The organism is Mesorhizobium hawassense, assembly GCF_003289945.1.
Lineage (GTDB): Bacteria > Pseudomonadota > Alphaproteobacteria > Rhizobiales > Rhizobiaceae > Mesorhizobium > Mesorhizobium hawassense.
In genome coordinates this window covers 595,732-617,066 of the sequence record NZ_QMBP01000001.1, presented here as the reverse complement: position 1 = coordinate 617,066, position 21,335 = coordinate 595,732, and the positions used below count along the sequence as shown (strand labels likewise).

At 63.8% G+C, this 21,335-nt stretch carries 26 protein-coding genes; 11 read left to right on the top strand and 15 right to left on the bottom strand.

Going from position 1 to position 21,335, the window contains the following annotated elements; all coding sequences use genetic code 11:
• Positions 1 to 2,889, top strand: a complete 2,889-nt coding sequence (locus tag DPM33_RS02830) for an EAL domain-containing protein (protein WP_112095353.1) — start codon at positions 1 to 3, stop codon at positions 2,887 to 2,889.
• 12 nt (positions 2,890 to 2,901) lie between these two features.
• On the opposite strand, the gene DPM33_RS02825 is transcribed toward DPM33_RS02830, so the two are convergent.
• Positions 2,902 to 3,510, bottom strand: coding sequence for a YqgE/AlgH family protein (locus DPM33_RS02825; protein WP_112095931.1), 609 nt, complete (start codon positions 3,508 to 3,510; stop codon positions 2,902 to 2,904).
• 126 nt (positions 3,511 to 3,636) lie between these two features.
• Here DPM33_RS02825 and DPM33_RS02820 point away from each other — a divergent pair, with 126 nt between their 5' ends.
• The 3 genes from DPM33_RS02820 (at position 3,637) to DPM33_RS02810 (ending at position 5,709) form a co-directional block, all read left to right on the top strand.
• Positions 3,637 to 4,443: a protein-disulfide reductase DsbD domain-containing protein gene (locus tag DPM33_RS02820; protein ID WP_112095352.1), complete on the top strand. Its 807-nt coding sequence runs from the start codon at positions 3,637 to 3,639 to the stop codon at positions 4,441 to 4,443.
• A gap of 86 nt (positions 4,444 to 4,529) precedes the next feature.
• On the top strand, positions 4,530 to 5,012 hold the full coding sequence (locus DPM33_RS02815; protein ID WP_112095351.1) for a peroxiredoxin: 483 nt from the start codon (positions 4,530 to 4,532) through the stop codon (positions 5,010 to 5,012).
• A 220-nt stretch (positions 5,013 to 5,232) separates the two neighbouring features.
• Entirely contained in the window at positions 5,233 to 5,709 is a 477-nt protein-coding gene (locus tag DPM33_RS02810) for a DUF2938 domain-containing protein (protein ID WP_112095350.1), read from the top strand.
• Positions 5,710 to 5,712: 3 nt separating this feature from the next.
• Here DPM33_RS02810 and DPM33_RS02805 read toward each other — a convergent pair whose 3' ends face one another.
• The 13 genes from DPM33_RS02805 to coxB all read right to left on the bottom strand — a co-directional run bounded on the left by DPM33_RS02805 (position 5,713) and on the right by coxB (position 16,035).
• A complete protein-coding gene (locus DPM33_RS02805) occupies positions 5,713 to 6,306 on the bottom strand; it encodes a histidine phosphatase family protein (protein WP_112095349.1) in 594 nt (197 codons plus the stop codon).
• 41 nt (positions 6,307 to 6,347) lie between these two features.
• A complete protein-coding gene (gene rnhA, locus DPM33_RS02800; protein WP_112095348.1) occupies positions 6,348 to 6,878 on the bottom strand; it encodes a ribonuclease HI in 531 nt (176 codons plus the stop codon).
• Positions 6,875 to 7,837 carry a homoserine kinase gene (locus DPM33_RS02795; RefSeq protein WP_112095347.1) on the bottom strand — a complete coding sequence of 321 codons (963 nt, stop codon included), beginning with the start codon at positions 7,835 to 7,837 and terminating at the stop codon, positions 6,875 to 6,877. Before DPM33_RS02795 ends, rnhA begins: the two co-directional genes overlap by 4 nt.
• Before the next feature lie 6 nt (positions 7,838 to 7,843).
• Complete coding sequence (gene ispH, locus DPM33_RS02790) at positions 7,844 to 8,848, bottom strand: 4-hydroxy-3-methylbut-2-enyl diphosphate reductase (RefSeq protein ID WP_112095346.1); 1,005 nt, start codon at positions 8,846 to 8,848, stop codon at positions 7,844 to 7,846.
• Between the two features lie 94 nt (positions 8,849 to 8,942).
• Positions 8,943 to 9,698, bottom strand: a complete 756-nt coding sequence (locus DPM33_RS02785; RefSeq protein WP_167448921.1) for an SURF1 family protein — start codon at positions 9,696 to 9,698, stop codon at positions 8,943 to 8,945.
• Complete coding sequence (locus DPM33_RS02780; protein ID WP_112095345.1) at positions 9,695 to 10,081, bottom strand: DUF983 domain-containing protein; 387 nt, start codon at positions 10,079 to 10,081, stop codon at positions 9,695 to 9,697. The genes DPM33_RS02785 and DPM33_RS02780 overlap by 4 nt, the downstream gene beginning before the upstream one ends.
• Before the next feature lie 14 nt (positions 10,082 to 10,095).
• Entirely contained in the window at positions 10,096 to 10,602 is a 507-nt protein-coding gene (locus tag DPM33_RS02775; protein ID WP_112095344.1) for a L,D-transpeptidase family protein, read from the bottom strand.
• Positions 10,603 to 10,737: 135 nt separating this feature from the next.
• The gene (locus DPM33_RS02770) at positions 10,738 to 11,625 is read right to left on the bottom strand and encodes a cytochrome c oxidase subunit 3 (RefSeq protein WP_112095343.1); all 888 of its coding nucleotides are present in this window, start codon (positions 11,623 to 11,625) and stop codon (positions 10,738 to 10,740) included.
• Between the two features lies 1 nt (position 11,626).
• Entirely contained in the window at positions 11,627 to 12,256 is a 630-nt protein-coding gene (locus tag DPM33_RS02765; RefSeq protein ID WP_112095342.1) for a cytochrome c oxidase assembly protein, read from the bottom strand.
• Entirely contained in the window at positions 12,256 to 12,447 is a 192-nt protein-coding gene (locus DPM33_RS02760) for a hypothetical protein (RefSeq protein WP_112095341.1), read from the bottom strand. Before DPM33_RS02760 ends, DPM33_RS02765 begins: the two co-directional genes overlap by 1 nt.
• Positions 12,444 to 13,388: a heme o synthase gene (locus DPM33_RS02755; RefSeq protein WP_112095340.1), complete on the bottom strand. Its 945-nt coding sequence runs from the start codon at positions 13,386 to 13,388 to the stop codon at positions 12,444 to 12,446. The genes DPM33_RS02760 and DPM33_RS02755 overlap by 4 nt, the downstream gene beginning before the upstream one ends.
• Before the next feature lie 71 nt (positions 13,389 to 13,459).
• Entirely contained in the window at positions 13,460 to 15,112 is a 1,653-nt protein-coding gene (ctaD, locus tag DPM33_RS02750; protein ID WP_112095339.1) for a cytochrome c oxidase subunit I, read from the bottom strand.
• 38 nt (positions 15,113 to 15,150) lie between these two features.
• Positions 15,151 to 16,035 carry a cytochrome c oxidase subunit II gene (coxB, locus tag DPM33_RS02745; RefSeq protein WP_112095338.1) on the bottom strand — a complete coding sequence of 295 codons (885 nt, stop codon included), beginning with the start codon at positions 16,033 to 16,035 and terminating at the stop codon, positions 15,151 to 15,153.
• A 328-nt stretch (positions 16,036 to 16,363) separates the two neighbouring features.
• On the opposite strand from coxB, the gene DPM33_RS02740 reads away from it, so the two are divergent.
• The 6 genes from DPM33_RS02740 to DPM33_RS02715 all read left to right on the top strand — a co-directional run bounded on the left by DPM33_RS02740 (position 16,364) and on the right by DPM33_RS02715 (position 20,466).
• Complete coding sequence (locus DPM33_RS02740) at positions 16,364 to 16,903, top strand: invasion associated locus B family protein (protein WP_112095337.1); 540 nt, start codon at positions 16,364 to 16,366, stop codon at positions 16,901 to 16,903.
• Positions 16,904 to 16,972: 69 nt separating this feature from the next.
• Positions 16,973 to 17,440: a YbjN domain-containing protein gene (locus DPM33_RS02735; protein ID WP_167448918.1), complete on the top strand. Its 468-nt coding sequence runs from the start codon at positions 16,973 to 16,975 to the stop codon at positions 17,438 to 17,440.
• 102 nt (positions 17,441 to 17,542) lie between these two features.
• Positions 17,543 to 18,961: a metalloprotease TldD gene (gene tldD / locus DPM33_RS02730; RefSeq protein WP_112095335.1), complete on the top strand. Its 1,419-nt coding sequence runs from the start codon at positions 17,543 to 17,545 to the stop codon at positions 18,959 to 18,961.
• A 66-nt stretch (positions 18,962 to 19,027) separates the two neighbouring features.
• On the top strand, positions 19,028 to 19,303 hold the full coding sequence (locus tag DPM33_RS02725) for an AbrB/MazE/SpoVT family DNA-binding domain-containing protein (protein ID WP_112095334.1): 276 nt from the start codon (positions 19,028 to 19,030) through the stop codon (positions 19,301 to 19,303).
• The gene (locus tag DPM33_RS02720; RefSeq protein WP_112095333.1) at positions 19,290 to 19,679 is read left to right on the top strand and encodes a type II toxin-antitoxin system VapC family toxin; all 390 of its coding nucleotides are present in this window, start codon (positions 19,290 to 19,292) and stop codon (positions 19,677 to 19,679) included. Before DPM33_RS02725 ends, DPM33_RS02720 begins: the two co-directional genes overlap by 14 nt.
• A 79-nt stretch (positions 19,680 to 19,758) precedes the next feature.
• Positions 19,759 to 20,466, top strand: a complete 708-nt coding sequence (locus tag DPM33_RS02715) for an NAD-dependent deacylase (protein ID WP_112095332.1) — start codon at positions 19,759 to 19,761, stop codon at positions 20,464 to 20,466.
• 102 nt (positions 20,467 to 20,568) lie between these two features.
• Here DPM33_RS02715 and DPM33_RS36770 read toward each other — a convergent pair whose 3' ends face one another.
• Positions 20,569 to 20,772: a hypothetical protein gene (locus DPM33_RS36770; RefSeq protein ID WP_245441996.1), complete on the bottom strand. Its 204-nt coding sequence runs from the start codon at positions 20,770 to 20,772 to the stop codon at positions 20,569 to 20,571.
• On the opposite strand from DPM33_RS36770, the gene DPM33_RS02710 reads away from it, so the two are divergent.
• A complete protein-coding gene (locus DPM33_RS02710; RefSeq protein WP_425373469.1) occupies positions 20,714 to 21,280 on the top strand; it encodes a transglutaminase-like cysteine peptidase in 567 nt (188 codons plus the stop codon). The two genes, DPM33_RS36770 and DPM33_RS02710, sit on opposite strands and share 59 nt — an antisense overlap.
• Positions 21,281 to 21,335: the final 55 nt, after the last annotated feature.

Below are 21,335 nucleotides of genomic sequence, written 5' to 3'. Positions count from 1 at the left end.
GTGACGAATTTTTCGCGATTAGCGTCGCTGTTCGCCCTCATATTGGCGGTTATCATCACGTTTTCGGCGGCCATGCCGGCTTTCGCCGTCGAGCCGATCAAGATCGCTCGCGACGACAAGGCGCTCAACCTTTCGGAAGCCGTCCAGATCTACCGAAACCAGGGCGAGAATTTCCAGGTCTCGACCGCGCCTGGACCCGACGGCATCGTGCGGCGCATCGAGGTGGAAGCCAATGACGCACGCTCGAGCGGCGACTGGGCCGTCTTCGCGCTCGCCAACACCACCGACCAGCAGCTCGACCGGCTGATCGTCGCGCCGCATTTCCGCCTGGTGAATTCCGGCATTTTCTGGCCCGATCTCGGCTCGACGCGCATCGCGGCGATCACACCCAGCGAAGGCTTCGCGCTCGACCGCCAGACTAGCCCCGACGCCGACGTGTTCCGCGTGACGCTGAACCCCGGCACCGTGGTGACCTTCATCGCCGAGCTCGCCTCGCCGAAGCTGCCGCAGGTCTATCTCTGGGAGCCGGACTCCTACAAGGACTCGGTCAATTCCTACACGTTGTTCCGTGGCATCGTCATCGGCATATCGGGGCTTCTGGCGCTGTTCCTGACCATCCTGTTCGTGGTCAAGGGAACCTCGATGTTCCCGGCGACCGCCGCGCTTGCCTGGGCGGTGCTGGCCTATATCTGCGTCGACTTCGGCTTCCTCAACAAGATCATCGAGATATCGCCCGGCAACGAGCAGATATGGCGGGCCGGCACGGAGGTCGCTCTGGCCGCAACCTTCGTGGTGTTCCTGTTCGCCTATCTCAACCTCAACCGGTGGCATGGCCATTTCAGCTATGGCGCGCTGGTCTGGATCCTCGGACTGCTGTTGATCGCGGGCGTCGCCATCGTCGATCCGGCGGTGGCCGCCGGCATTGCCCGCATCTCGTTCGCCGCCACCGCGCTCACCGGCCTCGGCCTCATCATCTTCCTCGGCATTCGCGGCTATGACCGCGCGATCATGCTGGTGCCGAGCTGGGTCATGGTGCTCTTATGGCTATGCGGGTCGTGGATGGCGATCACCGGCATGCTGGACAACGACATCGCCCAGCCGGCGCTGGGCGGCGGGCTGATCCTGATCATCCTGTTGATCGGCTTCACGGTCATGCAGCACGCCTTCGCCGGCGGCGGGGCGCATCAGGGCCTGTTCTCCGACCTCGAGCGTCAGGCGCTGGCCGTCGCCGGCTCGGGCGACATCGTCTGGGACTGGGACGTGCTGCGCGACCGCGTTGTGACCAAGCCGGACATCAGCCTGCAACTCGGCCTGGCGCCCAACAGCCTTGGCGGTGCGGCCCGCAACTGGCTGCCGGTGTTGCATGCCGACGACCGCGACACCTTCCGCACCACGCTCGACGTAGTGCTGGAACACCGGCGCGGCAAAGTCTCGCAGAATTTCCGCCTGCGCGGCGCCGACGGCCACTACCACTGGTTTTCGCTGCGCGCCCGGCCGGTGATCGGCTCCGACGGCGAAGTGATCCGCTGCGTCGGCACCATGGTCGACGTCACCGAGCAGAAGAAATCCGAGGAAAGACTGCTGCACGATGCCGTGCACGACAACCTCACCGGCCTGCCCAACCGCGAATTGTTCATGAACCGGCTGGAGGCGATCATCTCGATCGCCCGCACCGAGGACAAGGTGCGCCCGACGGTCTTCATCATCGACATCGACCGCTTCAAGCAGGTCAATGACGGGCTTGGCATTTCCGCCGGCGACACCATTCTGCTGACTGTCGCGCGCCGGCTGCACCGGCTGTTGAAGCCGAAGGATTCTCTGTCGCGCTTTGCTGGCGACCAGTTCGCGCTGATGCTGCTTTCGGAGCAGGACCCTGCCCGCATCGCGGCAATCGCCGACGCCATCAAGCACGCGATCAACAATCCGATCACCTTCGCCAAGCGCGAGATCGTGCTGACCGCCTCGATCGGCCTGATCACCTGGACGACGGCGCAGACCTCCGCCGAGGACATGGTCAAGGATGCCGAGCTTGCCATGCACCAGGCCAAGCGCTTCGGCGGCGACAGGATCGAGCCGTTCCGGCCGGCCTTCCGCACCGTCGGCACCGACCGGCTGCAGTTCGAATCTGACCTTCGCCGCGCCATCGAGCGGCGCGAGTTCACGCTCGCCTACCAGCCGATCGTGCGGCTGGAGGATGGCAGCGTCGCCGGCTTTGAGGCGCTGCTGCGATGGGACCATCCGCGCCGCGGCATGATCCCGCCAGGGGACTTCATCCCGGTGGCCGAGAATTGCGGGCTGATCGTGCAGCTCGGCCTGTTCGCCATGCAGCAGGCGGCCGAGGACCTCGCGGGCTGGCAAAAGCAGATCGGCGACGCACCGCTGTCGATCTCGGTCAATCTGTCGAGCCGCCAGCTCATCCGCCGCGATCTGGTCAGCGACGTCCGCTCCGTCATCGCGCGCGCCAATCTGAAGCCGCGCTGCTTCCGGCTCGAGCTCACCGAATCCCTGGTGATGGACAATCCCGAGCAGACCGCGCATGTGCTGACCAAGCTGAAGCAGCTCGGCATCGGGCTGTCGCTCGACGATTTCGGCACCGGCTATTCCTCGCTTTCCTATCTGACGCGCTTCCCCTTCGACACGATCAAGATCGACAAGAGCTTCGTCGACGACGCAACGCCGAAGCGCGCCGTGCTGCTCAAATCCATGGTCAACATGGCGCATGAGCTGGGGCTTTCGGTGGTGGCTGAAGGCATTTCGGACGAAAGCGACGCGCTGGAACTGCGCCAGATGGGTTGCGAATATGTCCAGAGCTTCATGTTCGGCGCGCCGATGCCCGGCGATCAGGTGCTGAAGACGTTGAAGGAACAGTATCCGCTGACGCAAGCCTAGACGGCTTGACGGTTACGCATGCCCCGCGGCGGCGCTCAGATGGGCGAGGTCGATGCCGATCGAGGCTAGGATACGGTCGTATTTGCGTTCGATGTCGGTGTCGAAGAGCAGCTCCGGCGTCGCCGGACAGGTGAGCCAGCCATTCTCGGCGATCTCGGTTTCGAGCTGGCCGGCGCCCCAGCCGGAATAGCCGAGCGCCATCAGCGCGTGGCGCGGCCCGCGGCCCGTCGAGATGGCGCGCAGGATATCGACCGTCGCGGTCAGGCAGATGTCGTCGGAGACGTTGAGCGAGGATTCCACGCGATAGTCGCCGGAATGCAGCACGAAGCCGCGGCTGCGGTCGACAGGCCCGCCATTGCGCACGACGAAATCGCGCGTATGCGCCGGCAGGCGGATCGCTTCCTGCTCGTTCATGATGCCGAGTTGCACGAGCAGGTCCGGAAACAGCATCTGCTGCGTCTGGTTGATGATGAGGCCCATCGCGCCCTCGTCGCTGTGGGCGCAGATATAGATGACGGAGCGCGCGAAACGGTCGTCCTTCATGCCGGGCATGGCAATCAGGAACTGGTCGTCGAGGAAGCCGCGTCCGGCGGCCGCCTTCTTGTGGCGCAGCAAGTCCATGGGATGAGCGTAACGCGTTTCGGCAGCGCCGAAAAGATGGTGGCGGTCCCCGATGTCACGCAAATATGATACCGGGAGGCTGACGAAGCCATTGCGCGGCCAAGAACGGACGATCAAATCACCGCCATGCGATACATGAAAATACTGGTTCTCGGCGTCGTTTTCGGGTGGGCTACAGGCCTCCCGGCCGAGGCCTCCTCCTCGATCTGGTACAATTCGGAAGGCGGCAAGGTGCGGCTGGTGACCACGGGCAAGCCCGACGAGGCCGGCAAGATCCACGGCGTGCTCGACATCGCGTTGAAACCCGGCTGGAAGACCTATTGGCGCGATCCGGGCGACGCCGGCGTGCCGCCGCAGCTCGATATATCGGGCAGCACCAACGTCGCCGACGCGCAATTGTCGTTTCCGCCGCCGCAACGGCATGACGACGGCTACGGCAAATGGGCCGGCTACGACCGACCGGTGTCGCTGCCGGTGACCTTCACCCTGTCTTCGCCCGGCCAGCCGGCAAGCATCGACGCCAACATCTTCCTCGGCATCTGCGAGACGATCTGCATTCCGGTGCAGACCCGGCTCAGCGTCGATCCGGGGTCCGATCCCGACAACGCCACCGACGCGGCGCTGGTGAAGACGGCGCTCGCGACGCTACCCTCCCCGGCCCGGTCCGATTTCGGCATCACAGTGCAGTCCGGCGACCACGAGACGCTCGTCGTCCAGGCGCAGTCGCCCGGCGATCCGGAATCGGTAGACTTCTTCATCGCCGGCGAGCGCGACTATATGTTCGGCGCGCCGGTGCGCAGCGAGAAGGACGGCAAGCTGCTCTTCACCGTGCCGATCCTCGACCGCCCGTCGGCGACGCCGACCGATGGCGGGCTCTATTATACGCTGACCAGCGCCGAGGGTTCGGTGGATGGGCTTCTGCCTTTCCCTTGATCCAGCGATTGTGAAGAGTTGCCGGAGCCCGCTCAGTCCGATATCGAAGGCACCGATCCCTCCCCATCTCCCAAGCGAGGAAACCCATGACCATTTCGGTTGGCGAAAAACTGCCCGCCTCGAGCTTCAAGGTGATGACCGCGGACGGCGCGAAGCCGATCACCGGCGACGAGATCTTCGCCGGCAAGAAGGTGGTGCTGTTCGGCGTCCCCGGCGCCTTCACGCCGACCTGCAGCAACAACCACCTGCCGGGGTATCTGGAAAACCATGACGCCATTCTTTCGCGCGGCGTCGACACGATCGCCGTGGTTTCGGTCAATGACGTGCATGTCATGGGCGCCTGGGCGCGCTTCACCGGCGGCGAAGGCAAGATCCTCTACCTCGCCGACGGCAGCGGCGATTTCGCCAAGTCGGTCGGCCTCGACAACGATCTTTCCGCGACCGGCATGGGTCTGCGCTCGAAGCGCTTCTCGATGATCGTCGACGACGGCAAAGTCACCGCGATCAACGTCGAGACCAAGCCGGGCGTCGATGAAAGCGGCGCGGCAAAGATCCTCGAGCAGCTGTAGAGCGTTTCACCGTTTCACGGAAACGGCGAAACGCTCTATCTTTTTTTTTGCGCAATTCCGGACGGAAAACCGATCACACTTTTCCTGGAATTGCTCTCGATCAGGATGACGTTTCGTCGACCCGCCATCCTGATCCAACTCTTTGTTGGAGCGTGATCTTGTCCGAAAACCGGTTCCCACTTTTTGCGTGCGCTGACCTCCGGTTCGGGATCATGCTCTGATGCTCGATACCGTCTGGCGCGCGGTGGCGATCGGCATCGGCGCCACGATGTTCATGGATATCTGGGCGATCATCCTCAACAAGGCGATCGGCCAGCCTTTGCCCAACTGGGGCATGGTCGGGCGCTGGGTGCGGCATCTGCCCGAAAAGGTCTTCCACGACGATATCGGCGAGGCCGCGCCCTATGCGCATGAAAAGGCGCTGGGCTGGGCCTTCCACTATCTGGTCGGCATCTTCTATGGCGTGATCCTGGTCGTGCTGGCGGGCGCGGGCTGGCTGGCGGCGCCGACCTTCCTGCCCGCCTTCATCCTCGGCATCGTCACCGTCGGCGCCGGCTGGTTCCTGCTGGCGCCGGGCATGGGCGCCGGCTGGGCGGCGTCAAAACTGCCCAACCCGACGAAGGTGCGCGCCCTCAACCTCGTGGCGCACACCGTGTTCGCGCTCGGCATGTTCTCGACGGCGCTGCTGATCCGCTGACCGTCAAATGCCGTGATGCGGCGTCAGATTGTCGATCGGTCGCCAATCGTGGAGGACGCGGCGCGCGGCTGTATCCCACGCGAAATAGTTGCCGCCGCCCGTCGGCTGGTCCGCGACACGGCTGATTTCACGCCCGCCGAGATGAAGCAGCAGAAGCGTTCCGACGCCGCCGTGGCCGACGAAGGCCACGTCGCCATCGGGGCCGACGCCAAGCGCGGCCTCGACCTCGCTGATGATACGCTGCTGCGCATCAATCGCCCGTTCCCAGCCACGGACGCTTTCATGCGGCCTGGCGAAGAACTGGTCGGCAACCGCTTCGAATTCCGGCGGCGGCAGGAAGCCCGTCGCCGACCGGTCGTTCTCATGCATCCGCTCGCGCATCTCGACAACAAGGCCGAAATGCCGCGCCAGGATTTCCGCTGTTTCGATCGCCTTGCGCTCGGCGGACGAGACGATGCGCCGGATCGAGCCGATCCAGGGCTGGCCGAGCATTGCGACCGCCCGCGCCCGGCCGATATCGGACAGCCCCCATTCCGGCACCGGAATGCTGGCGTCGATGCGGACCTGGGGATGGGTGATGTAATAGGCGATCGGCACGACATGCTTCCCCTGTCAGAGTGCAGGCCCGATCCTCGAAATCAATAGCTCTGGGTCGAGCGCCGTGCCCTCGGGGCCGCGGGCTGCCTTGCCGGCGCGGCCGCAGGCTTCGGCGCCGCGGACACGGCCGAACCCTTCTTGAAAGGCGCCATGCCTTCGCGCGCCAGCTCGTCGGCGCGCTCGTTCTCCGGGTGGCCGGCATGGCCCTTGACCCAGTTCCAGGTCACCTTGTGGCGCCTGTTGGCCTCGTCGAGCGCCTGCCACAGCTCGCCATTCTTCACCGGCTTCTTGTCGGCGGTCTTCCAGCCGTTCTTCTTCCAGCCATGGATCCACTTGGAAATGCCGTCCATGACGTATTTGCTGTCGGTGTGCAGCTCGACGGCGCAAGGCTCTTTCAGCGCGCTCAGCGCCGAGATGGCCGCCAGCAGCTCCATACGGTTGTTGGTCGTCTCGGCCTCGCCGCCCGACAATTCCTTGGTCTTGCCGTTGAAGCGCAGGATGGCGCCCCAGCCGCCAGGCCCGGGATTGCCCGAGCAGGCGCCGTCGGTGAAGATTTCAACCTGCTTGGTCATGTCAGCCCGTATTCGGATGGCGATCTGATCGCACGATGGAATCGCATGCGGCGGATATATTCGGTCGGATCGCGCTTCATCACCAGCCCGCCATCGGGAATGGTCAGCCAGTCATAGAGGCGGGTCAGCATGAAGCGAAGCGCCGAGCCGCGCGCCAGCATCGGCAGCGCCGCCTTCTCGTCGCCCGAGAGCGGCCGCACCGACTGGTAGCCGGCGAGCAGCGCCACCCCCTTGGTCAGGTTGAAGGAGAAATCCTTCTCGAAGCACCAGGCGTTGAGACAGGTGGCGACATCGTAGGCGTAGAGGTCGTCGCAGGCGAAATAGAAGTCGATCAGCCCCGACAGCTTCTCGCCGAGGAAGAAGACATTGTCCGGAAACAGATCGGCATGGATGATGCCCTTCGGCAGACCGGCCGGCCAGTTGCGCTCGAAATCGCCGAAATCGGCATCGACCTCGGCCGCCAAGCCAGGCTCGACCTCGTCGGCGCGACCGCGCGAGGCGTCCCACAGCTTGCGCCAGCCGTCGATCGCCAGCGCGTTCGGCCTTCTCATCTGAAAATCCTGGCCGGCAAGATGCAGGCTGGCGAGCGCCTTCCCGACCTCCGCGCAATGCGCGGCGGTCGGACGCCTGAGCGACAGGCCTTCGAGGAAAGTGATGATGACGGCGGGCCGGCCGGCAAGCGTGCCGATGACGGTGCCGTCATGCGCGGTGACCGGCAGCGGGCAGGAAATGCCTTTCCGGGCGAGATGGCCCATCAGGCCGAGAAAGAACGGCAGGTCGGCCTTGTCGACGCGCTTTTCATAGAGCGTCAGGATGTAGGAGCCGGTCGAGGCATGGACGAGAAAATTCGAATTCTCGGTGCCTTCGGCGATGCCCTTGTAGGACAGCAGCTCGCCGACCGGATAGGCCCTCAGGAACGCGCCGAGTTCGTTCTCGTTGACGTCGGTGTAGACGGCCATCCGATTTCACGCCGCTCCGTTGACGAAGGCCATGTCGGCCGCCGTCAGTTCGACATCGCGCAGCACCCGCATCACCGGAAAATCCTCCGTTTCCGTGGCCGTGATGGCCAGATCGATGGTGACGTCGAAACGCTGCCGGAACGCGTCGATGATCTCATCGACGATGATCTCCGGCGCCGAGGCGCCGGCCGACAGGCCGAGCGTCGAAATCCCGGCGATCTCTTCCCATGGAATTTCGGCGGCGCGCTGCACGAGAAGCGACATCGCGGCACCGGCGCGCTCCGCCACTTCGACAAGGCGACGCGAGTTGGACGAATTGGGAGCGCCGACGACGAGGAACAGATCGGCGCCGGCGGCCGTCTCCTTCACCGCTTCCTGGCGGTTGGTGGTGGCGTAGCAGATCGATTCGGCGGCCGGCGCATGCAGCTCCGGGAACCGCTCCTCGAGCGCCCGGATGATGCCGGCGGTGTCCTCGACCGACAGGGTCGTCTGGGTGACGAAGCCCAGCGCCGTAGCGTCGACCGGCTCGAAGCGGGCAGCGTCGGCCTCGGTCTCGATCAAGGTCACGGCGCCTTCCGGCAATTGGCCCATCGTGCCGATCACCTCCGGATGCCCGGCATGGCCGATCAGCAGCACATGGCGGCCGAGCCGCTGGTGGCGCATCGCCTGCTTGTGCACCTTGGAGACGAGCGGACAGGTGGCGTCGAGATAGAAGAGATTGCGCGCCTGGGCGTCCGCCGGCACCGATTTCGGCACGCCATGCGCGGAAAAGACCACCGGCGACTGGCGATGCTCCGGTGGGATCTCGGACAGTTCCTCGATGAAGACGGCGCCCAGGCTCTGCAGCCCTTCGACGACGTAGCGGTTGTGCACGATCTCGTGGCGGACATAGACCGGCGCGCCGTATTTCTTCAGCGCCAGCACGACGATCTGGATGGCGCGGTCGACGCCGGCGCAGAAGCCGCGCGGCTGGCAGAGCCGGATCGTGAGCGGTGGCTTTTTCTCAGTCATGAATTCAAGGCCGATTTCAGTCGGAAGCTATCTGTTTGTTTTGACGCAAGGCGAAATGAGGTGCGCACCCCTGCCCTGTCAAGAGCGGCCGGCCTCACGCTTCCCTCGCCGGGCGGCGCAGCCTGAGGATCAGCACGGCGGCGAGAGCCGCGGCCAGCCCGAACCAGGTGACGGCATATTGCAGGTGGTTGTTCGGCAGATCGATGATGGTGACGCCGCCGACCGGCAGGCCGCCGGGATTGGGCGTCCTGTCGGCGTCGATGAAGAATGGCACCAGCACCGCGCCGGCCGGCAGCCCGGCGGATGCCGCCATGACGTCGCGGTCCTTCCAGAAGAAGATGTTCTTGGCGACGTCGTTGTCGGGAAGCATCATCGACGGCTTTGCGAGCAGCGGATTGCGGGCGAGCCCGGTCACCGTCACCTTGCCGGCGACCTCGCCTTTCTTTCGCTTGGCCGGATCCTTGAGCTCGTAAGGGACGAAGCCGCGGTTGACGAGCACGAAACGGCCGTCATCGAGCTGAAGCGGCGTGTAGACGTTGAAGCCGCTGTCGCCTTCCCAGGTGGAAAAGAAATGCCGCTCGCCCTGATGCAGGAAGGTGCCGGTCACCGTCACCGGCGTGTAATCGACATCCCGCGAGGCGGCGAATTCTCTCTCGACATCGGCCAGCGGCAGCGGCGCTGAATGCGTCCGCTTGTCGATGGTCGCGAGCAGGCCTTCCTTCCAGTGCAGGCGCTGGACCTGCCACGTGCCGAGCCCGACCAGGATGGCGAACAGGAAAAGGCCGAGGCCGAGCAGCAACGCCGAACGCGGCCGCGAACGGCCGGCAGCCAGAGCGGTCGCCTCGGTCATTGGTTGGAATCCAGCCTGCCCTCGGAGGCCTTCTTCGAATATTGCAAGGTGATCAGCACGCCCTTGATCAGGCGCAGCGCCGTCAGGCAGAGCACGAGCGCCAGCGGTATCCACAACATGAAGTGCAGCCAGAGCGGCGGGCTGAACGTCACCTCCATCCAGAGCGCGAGGCCAACGACGACGAAGCCGATGATCAGGATGACGAACACCGCCGGTCCGTCGCCGGCATCGGCGAAGGAATAGTCGAGCCCGCAATTGTAGCAGCGCTTGCCGACGGTGAGGAAACCCGAGAACAGCTTGCCTTCGCCACAGCGCGGGCAGCGGCCGTGCAGGCCCGCCGGGATGGGGTCGATGGGTGGCCAGATCGCCTTATCTTCACTCATCTAATGATCTTCGCTCATTCAATGATCTCGATCGGCGTGCCGTCGGCCACCATTGTCCAGATTTCATCCATATCGGAGTCCGTAACCGCAATACAGCCGTCGGTCCAGTCGACCATTTGAAGCAGCCCGCCCAGCCAGCCGAAGCCGTTCGGCTGACCATGGATCATGATGAAGCCGCCCGGATCGACGCCGCGCGATCTTGCCGAAGCCAGATCGTCGGCATTGGGATAGGAGATGTGGATCGACTTGTGCGCGACGCTGTCGGGATTGCGCCAGTCGAGCACGTAGCGCCCTTCCGGCGTTCGCTCGTCGCCCTCCCGGTGTTTTTGGCCGACAGGATCGCCGCCCAGCGCGATGTCGTAGCTGCGCAGAATTTGTCCACCGCCGAGCAGATCAAGCTGGCGCCGTGCCTTTTCCACACGCACGAGATCGACCTTCTGGCCTGGAAACCTACCCCGTTCCGTTATCGGGATCGTTCCGATCAGACATGCGCATATGGCAACCGGGATTCGCGACCACATCGCTTACCGATGGCCGGCCATTGCGCCGAAAAGAAGAAGGCGGCCCCGTCGCCGCGACCGCCTTCGAAATTCCTGAAAAACTGCTGAAAGCAACTTCCGGAAGAATCGCTACCGCTTTTCCCGGAATTGCTTTTATCAGTGGCCTTCGATCAGCGCGCCGTTCGAGGCCCAGACATAGACCGCGCTGAACAGGAACAGCCAGACCACGTCGACGAAGTGCCAGTACCAGGCCGCCGCCTCGAAGCCGAAATGCTGCTTCGGGGTGAAGTCGCCGCGCCAGGCGCGGATCAGGCAGACGAGCAGGAAGATGGTGCCGATGATGACATGGAAGCCGTGGAAGCCGGTCGCCATGAAGAAGGTGGCGCCATAGATCGAGTCCTTGAACGCGAACGGGGCGTGCATGTACTCGTAGGCCTGCACCATGGTAAACAGCATGCCCAGGCCGACGGTCAGCACCAGCCCGTTGATCAGGCCCTTGCGGTCGCCATGCAGCAGCGCGTGGTGCGCCCAGGTCACCGTCGTGCCCGACAGAAGCAGGATGATGGTGTTGTAGAGCGGAAGGTGGAAGGGGTCGAGGACCTCGAGGCCCTTCGGCGGCCAGACGCCGCCGGTGAAAGCGGTGCGGGCATACTGGTTCGCCTCGCCGGGGAACAGGCTGGCGTCGAAGAAGGCCCAGAACCAGGCGACGAAGAACATCACCTCGGAGGCGATGAACATGATCATGCCGTAGCGCAGGTGCAGCGACACCACGCGCGTGTGATGGCCCTCATGCGCCTCCTTGATGGTGTCCGACCACCAGGCGAACATCGTGTAGAGCACGATGATCAGGCCGATGAAGAACAGCCATGGATTGGCGATGTCGTGGCCGAAGACCGGGAAAGGACCAAGCTTGGGATTTGCATACCGCATCAGGCAGATGCCACCGATCGCCATGATCAGCGCGCCGATGGCGCCCAGGAACGGCCAGGGGCTCGGGTTGACGAGATGGTAGTCGTGTTGTGGTTTTGCGTGCGCGTCTGCCATATCAACCCCCGAGGCTTGCTTCGGTATCGGAAACTTTGTTGGTGCTGCTGCCGGCGGCCGGCGTGGACGAGGCGACCGGCTGTTTCTTTTCGACCGGGAACATCGTGTAGGACAGGGTGATGGTCTTCAAGTCCTTGAGTTCCGGCACGTTGACGATGTCCGGATCGACATAGAACACCACCGGCATATCCAGCGTCTCGCCGGGCTTCAACGTCGTGTCGGTGAAGCAGAAACACTCCACCTTGTTGAAATAGGCGCCGGCCATTTCAGGCTGCACGTTGAACGAGGCGCGGCCGGTGATGGGGCGGTCGAACTTGTTGGTGGCGCTGTAATGCGCCTGCGTCGTCTCGCCGATCTTCATCGTTACCGAGCGTCCGACGGGTTCGAACTGCCACGGAATGCCGTTGGTGTTGGCGTCGAAGCGCACGGTGATCTCGCGATCGAGCACGCGGCCGGCATATTGCTTCTCGGCGCGCTGCGTGGTGCCGCCATAGCCGGTGGCCTGGCAGAACATCTTGTAGAGCGGCACCGCCGCATAGGCCATGCCGACCATGCCGGTGAAGAAGGCGAGGCAGACGGCGGCGACGATGCCGTTGTTGACCTTGCGGGGCTTGCTCGACTCGCCGCTCATCAGCCGCCTCCCAACAGGCCGGAGCCGGTGATGCTGGCGCCCTGGTGGCCGAAGCGTACGACGGTGGCGACGTAGAAGATGATGACCAATGCCGCCAGCGCGAAGCCGATGGCGATCGAGCGATTACGACGTGCCTTCTTCTGGCGCTCGGTCAAGGTGACCAGTTCGAGCTTCTTGTCGGCCACGATCATGCTCCCCCCATCATGAAGGCGCGCGCGACCACGCAGTCGACGAGATAGGCGGCAAAGATGGCGAAGAGATAAAGCAGCGAATAGCCGAACAGCGCCTTGGCCGGCTTCATCGCCCGGTCGTCGTCGCTCATCCCCAGCACCTTCCAGGCATACCAGACGAAGCCCAGGCCGAGCACTACAGCGACGGCGCCATAGCCGGCCGTGGTATAGCCGAGCGCCCAGGGCAGCACGCCGACCGGCGCCAGGATCAGCGCATAGGCGAAGATCTGCCTGCGGGTCGAGGCCTGGCCGGCGACGTTCGGCATCATCGGGATGCCGGCCCGCGCATAGTCGTCGGACTTGAACAGCGCCAGCGCCCAGAAATGCGGCGGCGTCCACAGGAAGATGATCAGGAACAGGATCACGCTTTCGAGGCTGACCGACCCGGTCACCGCGGCCCAACCGATCACCGGCGGGAAAGCGCCGGCCGCACCGCCGATGACGATGTTCTGCGGCGTCCAGCGCTTCAGCCACATCGTGTAAATGACGGCGTAGAAGAAAATGGTGAAGGCAAGCAGCGACGCCGACAGCCAGTTGACCAGCACGCCGAGCGTCATCACCGACAGCACCGACAAGACAAGACCGAAGCTCAGCGCCTCGCCGGGCGTGACGCGACCGGCCGGCACGGGACGGCTGGCCGTCCTGGTCATCACCGCGTCGATGTCGGCGTCGTACCACATGTTGAGCGCGCCCGAGGCGCCCGCGCCTATCGCAATTGCCAGGATGGCGATCATCGCCAGCAGCGGGTTGACGGAGACGGGTGCCGCGACCAGGCCGACAAAGGCCGTGAAGACGACCAACGACATGACGCGCGGCTTCAGCAGGGCGAAAAAATCGCCCGCGGTCGCTTCCGATATGCGAAAGCCCGCGTCCTCCATCAATCCGTCGTCGGCAAGGGCCATGCGTACTTAAGTCCATTATTCCGTTGGCCAAGACCGCCGGGCGAACCGGCGGCCTCGTATTCGGGGCTGCCTTACTTGATCTTCGGCAGCTGTTCCCACTGGTGGAACGGCGGCGGCGAAGGCAGCTGCCATTCAAGCGTCGTTGCGCCCTCGCCCCACGGATTGGCGCCGGCCACCCGCTTCTTCTGGAAGGCCTCGAACACGCCGTAGAGGAAGATCGCGACACCCACAGCGGAGATGTAGGATCCAATCGACGACACATAGTTCCAGCCGGCGAACGCATCCGGATAGTCGATGGTGCGGCGCGGCATGCCGGCAAGACCAAGGAAGTGCTGCGGGAAGAAGATCAGGTTGACGCCGACGAAGGTGACCCAGAAGTGGGTGTTGGCGATGACCGGCGAGTACATGTAGCCGGTCATCTTGGGGAACCAGTAATACCAGCCGGCGAAGATGGCGAACACGGCGCCCAGCGACAGCACATAGTGGAAGTGGGCGATCACGAAATAAGTGTCGTGCAGCGAGCGGTCGAGGCCGGCATTGGCCAGTTGCACGCCGGTGACGCCACCGATGGTGAACAGGAAGATGAAGCCCAGCGCCCACAGCATCGGCGGCTTGAAGGAGATCGAACCGCCCCACATGGTGGCGATCCAGGAGAAGATCTTCACGCCGGTCGGCACCGCGATGACCATGGTGGCGAACACGAAATAGCGCTGCGTGTCGAGCGACAGGCCGGTCGTGTACATGTGGTGCGCCCAGACGATGAAGCCGACGGCGCCGATCGCGACCATGGCGTAGGCCATGCCGAGATAGCCGAACACAGGCTTCTTCGAGAAGGTCGAGACAATGTGGCTGATGATGCCGAAGCCCGGCAGGATCAGGATGTACACTTCGGGGTGACCGAAGAACCAGAACAGATGCTGGAAGAGCAGCGGATCGCCGCCATTGTCCGGCACGAAGAAGGACGTGCCGAAATTGCGGTCGGTCAAGAGCATGGTGATGGCGCCGGCCAGAACCGGCAGCGAGAGCAGCAGCAGGAAGGCGGTGACCAGCACCGACCAGGCAAACAGCGGCATCTTGTGCAGCGTCATGCCGGGCGCGCGCATGTTGAAGATGGTGGTGATGAAATTGATGGCGCCGAGGATCGACGACGCGCCGGCGATGTGGATCGACAGGATCGCCAGATCCATCGCCGGTCCAGGCTGCCCGGATGTCGAGAGCGGGGGATAGATCGTCCAGCCGCCGCCGACGCCGAAGGCACCCGGCGCGCTCGGCACGAACATCGAGGAGAGCAGCAGGATGAAGGCCGGCGGCAACAGCCAGAAGGAGATGTTGTTCATGCGCGGGAAAGCCATGTCGGGCGCACCGATCATGATCGGCACCATCCAGTTGGCGAAGCCGCCGATGAGGGCCGGCATGACCATGAAGAAGATCATGATTAGCGCGTGCGCGGTGCCGAAGGCGTTGTACATGCTCTTGCCACCATCAATGGCGGCGTCGCCATTCATGCCGTAGACCATCTGCGCCAGACCGCTGAAGATCTGGATGCCCGGTTCCTGCAGCTCCATGCGGATGGCGACCGAAAGCGCGCCGCCGACGATGCCGGCGAAGATCGCGAAGATCAGGTAGAGCGTGCCGATGTCCTTGTGATTGGTGGAATACACCCACCGGACCCAGCCATGATAGGGCTTGTGGTCGTGGTCGTCGTGAGCTGCAGCCTCTGCCATGTTCCGCTCCGTTCCCTAATTCTTGCTAACCCGCGACATCAGTTGCCGGCGGCCGCTACCTTGTTGGTACCATCGACCTCGGCCATCAACGCCTTGTTGGCGTTGGGCAGGCTGGTCTTGGCAGCCTCCAGCCAGGTCTTGAACTGCGCGTCGGAGACGACGCGGATCGCGATCGGCATGAAGGCATGGTCCTTGCCGCAGAGCTGCGAGCACTGGCCGTAATAGAGGCCTTCCTTTTCCGCCTTGAACCAGGTCTCGTTGGTGCGGCCGGGCACGGCGTCCACCTTGATGCCGAAGGACGGCATGGCGAAGGAGTGGATGACGTCGGTGGCCGTGACCAGCACGCGGGTCATGGTGTTGACCGGCACGACGAGCTCGTTGTCGACGGCGAGCAGGCGCGGATACAGGCCGCGATCTTCCTTGCCGGCCTTGGCGCGGTCACCGTCCTGCAGAACCGCCGAGTTGAAGGTGAGGGCCTTGTCGACCTGGTATTCATAATCCCAGTTCCACTGGTTGCCGGTCGCCTTGACAGTGAGCTTGGCTTCTTCCGGCGGCGTGTATTGCGCGGTGAGCAATTGGAAAGAGGGAATGGCGATGAGCAAGAGCACGATCACAGGCCCGACCGTCCAGATGACTTCGATCAGCGTGTTATGGCTGGTCTTGGACGGCACCGGATTGGCGCTGGCGCGGAACTTGACGATGCAGACCAGCAGAAGCACCAGCACGAGGATGGTGATCGGGACGATGAACCACATGGTGTAGTTCCCGAACCGCTCGATCTGCCGCATCATGTCGGTCGCCGGCGCCTGGAAGGTCATCTCCCATTCCCGCGGCTGGTCGGCACGGGCCGCCGCGCTGGAGAAGAGCACGGCCGAAGCTGCCGTACCTGCCAAGAATTCAGCGCTTGCCAGGAATTTCCTCATCGCCCTCTCGTCTCCCGCTTCCCGCGATCTGGTCGCACCAATAACGGACGATGCCGGGATTGGGAATCCCGGTCTGTCCCTAGGGTGGTTCAAACCATACTCTATTTCCCTCCGCAAGAAAGGAGCGGAGGAAACCGTGCGGCATTTTTGCGCGCAAGCGGAAGGCCGTGTTCGGCGCTCGCCGTGCTATGTGCGCGACGGTCGCAATTCGGGCGAATTTGCTCTGGAAAAGCACGCAATTGCCGGTGTCGGGGCGGGCCGGCGACGGTCTCGTCCTTTACTTGGCCCCGGCGCGGCTTAAAGTGCCGTGATTCGCAATGGAGCCGTCATGACTTCCTGGCTTTCGAGAACCCTGGCTAAGGTCGTCCTTGCCGTCGCCTTGCTCGGTGTCGGCATAGCCGTTGGCGCGGCCGCCTCGCCGAACAATGCCACGCCGCCCAGCGGCACAGTCAAGTCGACGCATGGCGCGTGGTCGATCATCTGCGACACGCCGGCGGGCGCTACCTCCGAACAGTGCGTGATGATGCAGAACGTGGTCGCCGAGGATCGCCCTGAAATGGGGCTCTCGGTGGTGGTGCTGCGCACCGCCGACAACAAAGCCGAAATCCTGCGCGTGCTGGCACCGCTCGGCGTGCTGTTGCCCAACGGCCTCGGCCTCAATGTCGACGGCAAGGATATCGGCCGCGCCTATTTCGTGCGCTGCTTCCAGGATGGCTGCTATGCCGAGGTGATCCTCGAAAAGCCGCTGCTCGACACGCTGAAAAGCGGCACCTCGGCCACTTTCATCGTCTTCCAGACGCCGGAAGAAGGCATCGGCATCCCCGTCGACCTCAAGGGCTTTGCGGACGGCTTCGCCGCCCTACCTTGATCTTGCCCATGCGCCGCTCCTGACGCGGAGGTCCGGTGGCGAATGCGCGTTCGGCGGCCAGGAGGTCTGATGCGCGCGACGTTACCTGTTTTCATCACTGGTCTGGCATTGACCGGCGCGGTTTCGGTCGCTTCGGCGGAGGATGCCGAAATCCTGCGGGCGCCCGACCCCGCGACGATCCTCGACATCGCCAAGGGTTTCGGCTCGGCCAGGATGGACAAGGACGACAATGGCGATCCGATGATTTCCGGGCGGATCGAGGGCGTCAGATACCTGATCTATTTCTACGGCTGCGAAGACCACGAGGACTGCAAGTCGCTGCAATTCTCGGCCGGCTACACCGACCCGCTGACCGCCGACCAGGCCAACGCCTGGAACAGCAAGTACCGCTGGGTGAAGGCCTATTCCGGCGACGGCTCGAATTTCAAGATGGATGTCAGCTTCGCCGGCGGCATCACCCGAGCCAATCTCGAGGAGCAGTTTTCCAACTGGGGCTCGATGTCCGGCAACATCAAGGATTTCGTCAACGGCAAGTGATTTGCGGCGGCGGTCGCCGCCTTGAATCCTGTTGGCGATTGTCTGGCGGCTGCTTCGCGCCTACATCCGGTGCAACGATTTGTCTCCATGAATGGACCCGCCATGAACAGCCTGATCGGCCAATTCGACATTTCCGACGATCGCGTCAAAGAGATCGTCGCCGAGACCATCAAGGGCGCCGACGACGGCGAGTTGTTCCTCGAATACAGCGAGAGCGAAGCGCTGATGTTCGACAATGGCCGGCTGAAGACGGCCAATTTCAACACCGATCAGGGATTTGGCCTGCGCGCCGTCGCCGGCGAGGCCAGCGGCTATGCGCATTCGAGCGATCTTTCCGAAGCCTCGCTGCTGCGCGCCGCCGATGCCGTCTCGGCGGTCAAGGGCGGCTATTCCGGCCAGCTCGCCGGCGCGCCGGCCCGCACCAACCGCCACCTCTATGGCGACGAGAACCCGATCCCCTCGCCGTCCTTCGAGGCCAAGGCCAAGCTGTTGCAGGAGATCGACGGCTGGCTGCGGGCGAAGGACCCGCGCGTGCGCCAGGTCACCGCCTCGCTCGCCGCCTCCTGGCAGCATGTCGAGATCGTGCGCGGCGACGGCCAGATCGTACGCGACATCCGCCCGCTGGTCAGGATCAACGTGTCGGTCGTGGTCGGCAGCGGCGACCGCCAGGAAAGCGGCTCCTACGGCATGGGCGGCCGCAAGAGCTTTGGCGAGTTCGTCGGCGAGGAAAGCTGGAAGCACGCAGCGTCCGAGGCGCTGCGGCAGGCGCTGGTCAATCTCGAAGCCGTCCCGGCGCCCGCCGGCACGTTCGACATCGTTCTGTCCAGCGGCTGGCCGGGCGTCATGCTGCACGAGGCCGTCGGGCATGGGCTCGAAGGCGACTTCAACCGCAAGAAGACGTCGGCCTTCGCCGGCCTGATGGGCCAACAGGTGGCGGCAAAGGGCGTCACCGTGGTCGATGACGGCACGATCCCCGAGCGGCGCGGCTCGCTTACCGTCGACGACGAAGGCACGCCTTCGGCGCGCAACGTGCTGATCGAGGACGGCAAACTGGTCGGCTATATGCAGGACCGCCAGAACGCCCGGCTGATGGGCATGAAGGCGACCGGCAACGGTCGGCGTGAGGGCTATGCGCACCAGCCGATGCCGCGCATGACCAACACCTACATGACCGCGGGCGACATGGAGCCGGACGAGATCATCGCCTCGGTCAAGAACGGCATCTACGCCGTCTCCTTCGGCGGTGGGCAGGTCGACATCACCTCAGGCAAGTTCGTGTTCGGCTGCACCGAGGCCTACATGATCGAGAACGGCAAGGTGACGCAGCCGATCAAGGGCGCGATGCTGATCGGCAACGGCCCGGATGCCATGCACCGCGTCAGCATGGTCGGCAACGACATGAAGCTCGACAACGGCATCGGCATGTGCGGCAAGGCCGGACAGGGCGTGCCGGTCGGCGTCGGCCAGCCGCATCTGCGGATGAACCGGATGACGGTGGGCGGCACGAGGTTTGAGGTTTGAACCGAGATGGCTTGAATTTGGCCCTGGCGCCATCTATCTTACCTTTGTCTTACATAGGTAAGTGCCATGTCCGCTTCAGAAAAGCTCACGACCACTATCTCGACCAAGGGGCAGGTAATTCTGCCCAGTGCCATCCGCAAACGCAGGGAATGGGGCGCGGGAACGAGGCTCGAGGTCGAGGAAACTCCGGAGGGCGTGCTTTTGAAGCTGGCGCCTGTGTTCGCGGCGACGCAGCCGAAAGACGTGTTCGGCTCCCTACCATCCCGCGGCGCGCCGAAGACCCTGGAAGAGATGGACGCGAGCGTGCTCGCCGAAGCGCGGCGGCGCCATGCTCGCGATTGATACCAATGTTATCGTTCGCTACCTGACGAACGATCATCCCGAGCAGTCCACGCGCGCCAGGCGGTTGATCGACGGTCAAGCGGTTTTTGCCGCCGCCACGGTGATCCTGGAAGCCGAGTGGGTGCTGCGCAGCGCCTATGGCTATGACCGGGCCGATATCGTCAGGGCGCTACGGCAGTTTGGCGGGCTTTCCACGGTCGAGATCGAAGATGCCCCTGTTGTCGCTTCCGCGCTCGATCTGGTCGAGGCGGGTGTTGATTTCGCGGATGCGCTGCATCTCGGTAGATCAGCCCATTGTACCGGCTTTGCAACCTTTGACCGCAATTTCGTAAAAGCCGCAAAAGCGGCTGGGTTCCAGACTGTGCGGGAAGCATAAGCCTAGCCTCCGGGGTTTGAGCGCGCCGGAGCGTTGCGATAACATTCCCCGCAATGATATTTCCCTGGCGACATCGATCATGTCCAATCCCAAGATCGTCATCCTGACGGGCGCCGGAATTTCGGCGGAATCGGGCGTCGCGACATTTCGCGATCCCGACGGCGTCTGGGCAAAATTCAACCTCGAGGATGTCGCGACGCCGCAGGGCTTTGCCCGTGACCCGGCAAAGGTCCAGGATTTCTACAACATGCGGCGTCGTCAGATGGGCACGGTCGATCCCAATGCCGCGCATGCTGCGCTGGCCGCGCTCGAGCAGGCGCTGCCCGGCAAGGTGCTCGTCGTCACGCAGAACATCGACGACCTGCATGAGCGCGCCGGCTCGCGCAACCTGATCCACATGCATGGGGAACTCGCGCGCGCGATTTGCCTTGGCTGCAGCGAAAGCAGCGCATGGGCCGACGACATCACCGTCCAGTCGCAGTGCCCGGCCTGCAGCGCCAAAGGCCGGTTGCGGCCGGACGTCGTCTGGTTCGGCGAGATACCCTATCGCATGGAAGAGATCGGAGAGGCGCTGACCGGCTGCGATCTCTTCGCGGCGATCGGCACAAGCGGCAGTGTCTATCCCGCGGCGGGGTTCGTGGAGGAGGCGCGCGCCGGCGGCGCGCTGACCGTCGAGCTCAACTTGAAATGCGCCGGCTGGGCGTCGCGTTTCGACGAGCAGATCGAGGGACCGGCCACGCAGGTCGTGCCGGATTTCGTCGAGCGCATTCTGTCCGGCAAGGGCTGACGGGTTGCGTTTCCCCGCCTGAACGACGACCGCACCTTGAAGTGAACACAATCGTGTTAGGACATTATCAATAGTTTAATTGGCCGGGCCGGCGTTTGCGCATTAGCCTGCCGCCAGTCTCCTCGTTGCGGTGGTGTTGGCAGTGAAGCGATCCCCTTCTGTACTGACCTCTTCCTTCCTGTTTGGCGTTGTTTCGTTGATTGGTGTTTCATCGCTCGGTGTCAGCCCGGCGGCGGCGCAGTCGACGCTGTTCAAGCGAATGTCGACGCAACCTGCTGCGAGCTCGGCAATGGTTGGCGCAAGCACCAGCGTCCCGTATGGCTGGCTCGACTTCTGTCATCGCCGGCCGAAGGAGTGCAAGGTGCCCGCCTTGCCGGCCGCGAGCGTCAAGCTGACCGCGCAGAACATGCGCACTCTCCAGCGGGTCAACCAGAAGGCAAACCGCTCCATCAAGCCGGTCAGCAACTACGACCACTGGGGCACGATGATGGACCATTGGGACTATCCGACGGACGGCAAGGGCGACTGCAAGATCTACGCGCTCTACAAGCGCAAGCTCCTCCTGGAAGCGGGCTTCCCCCGGCAGGCCTTGCTGATGACCGTCGTGCGCGATCTCCACAACGAGGGCCACACCATCCTGACGGTGAAGACCGACAAGGGCGATCTCGTGCTCGACAATCTGGTCGACGAGGTCAGGCCCTGGAACGCCACCGGCTACTACTTCCTGAAACGCCAGTCGCAGCAAAACCCGAACACGTGGGTTTCGATCAACCAGCGTGGCGGCACGGCGAAACGGCTGACACCAAGCTCGTAGGCTGAATTTATCTTCCCGTCCGCTCACCCGCCTAGGCTGAGACGACGCGAGCCAG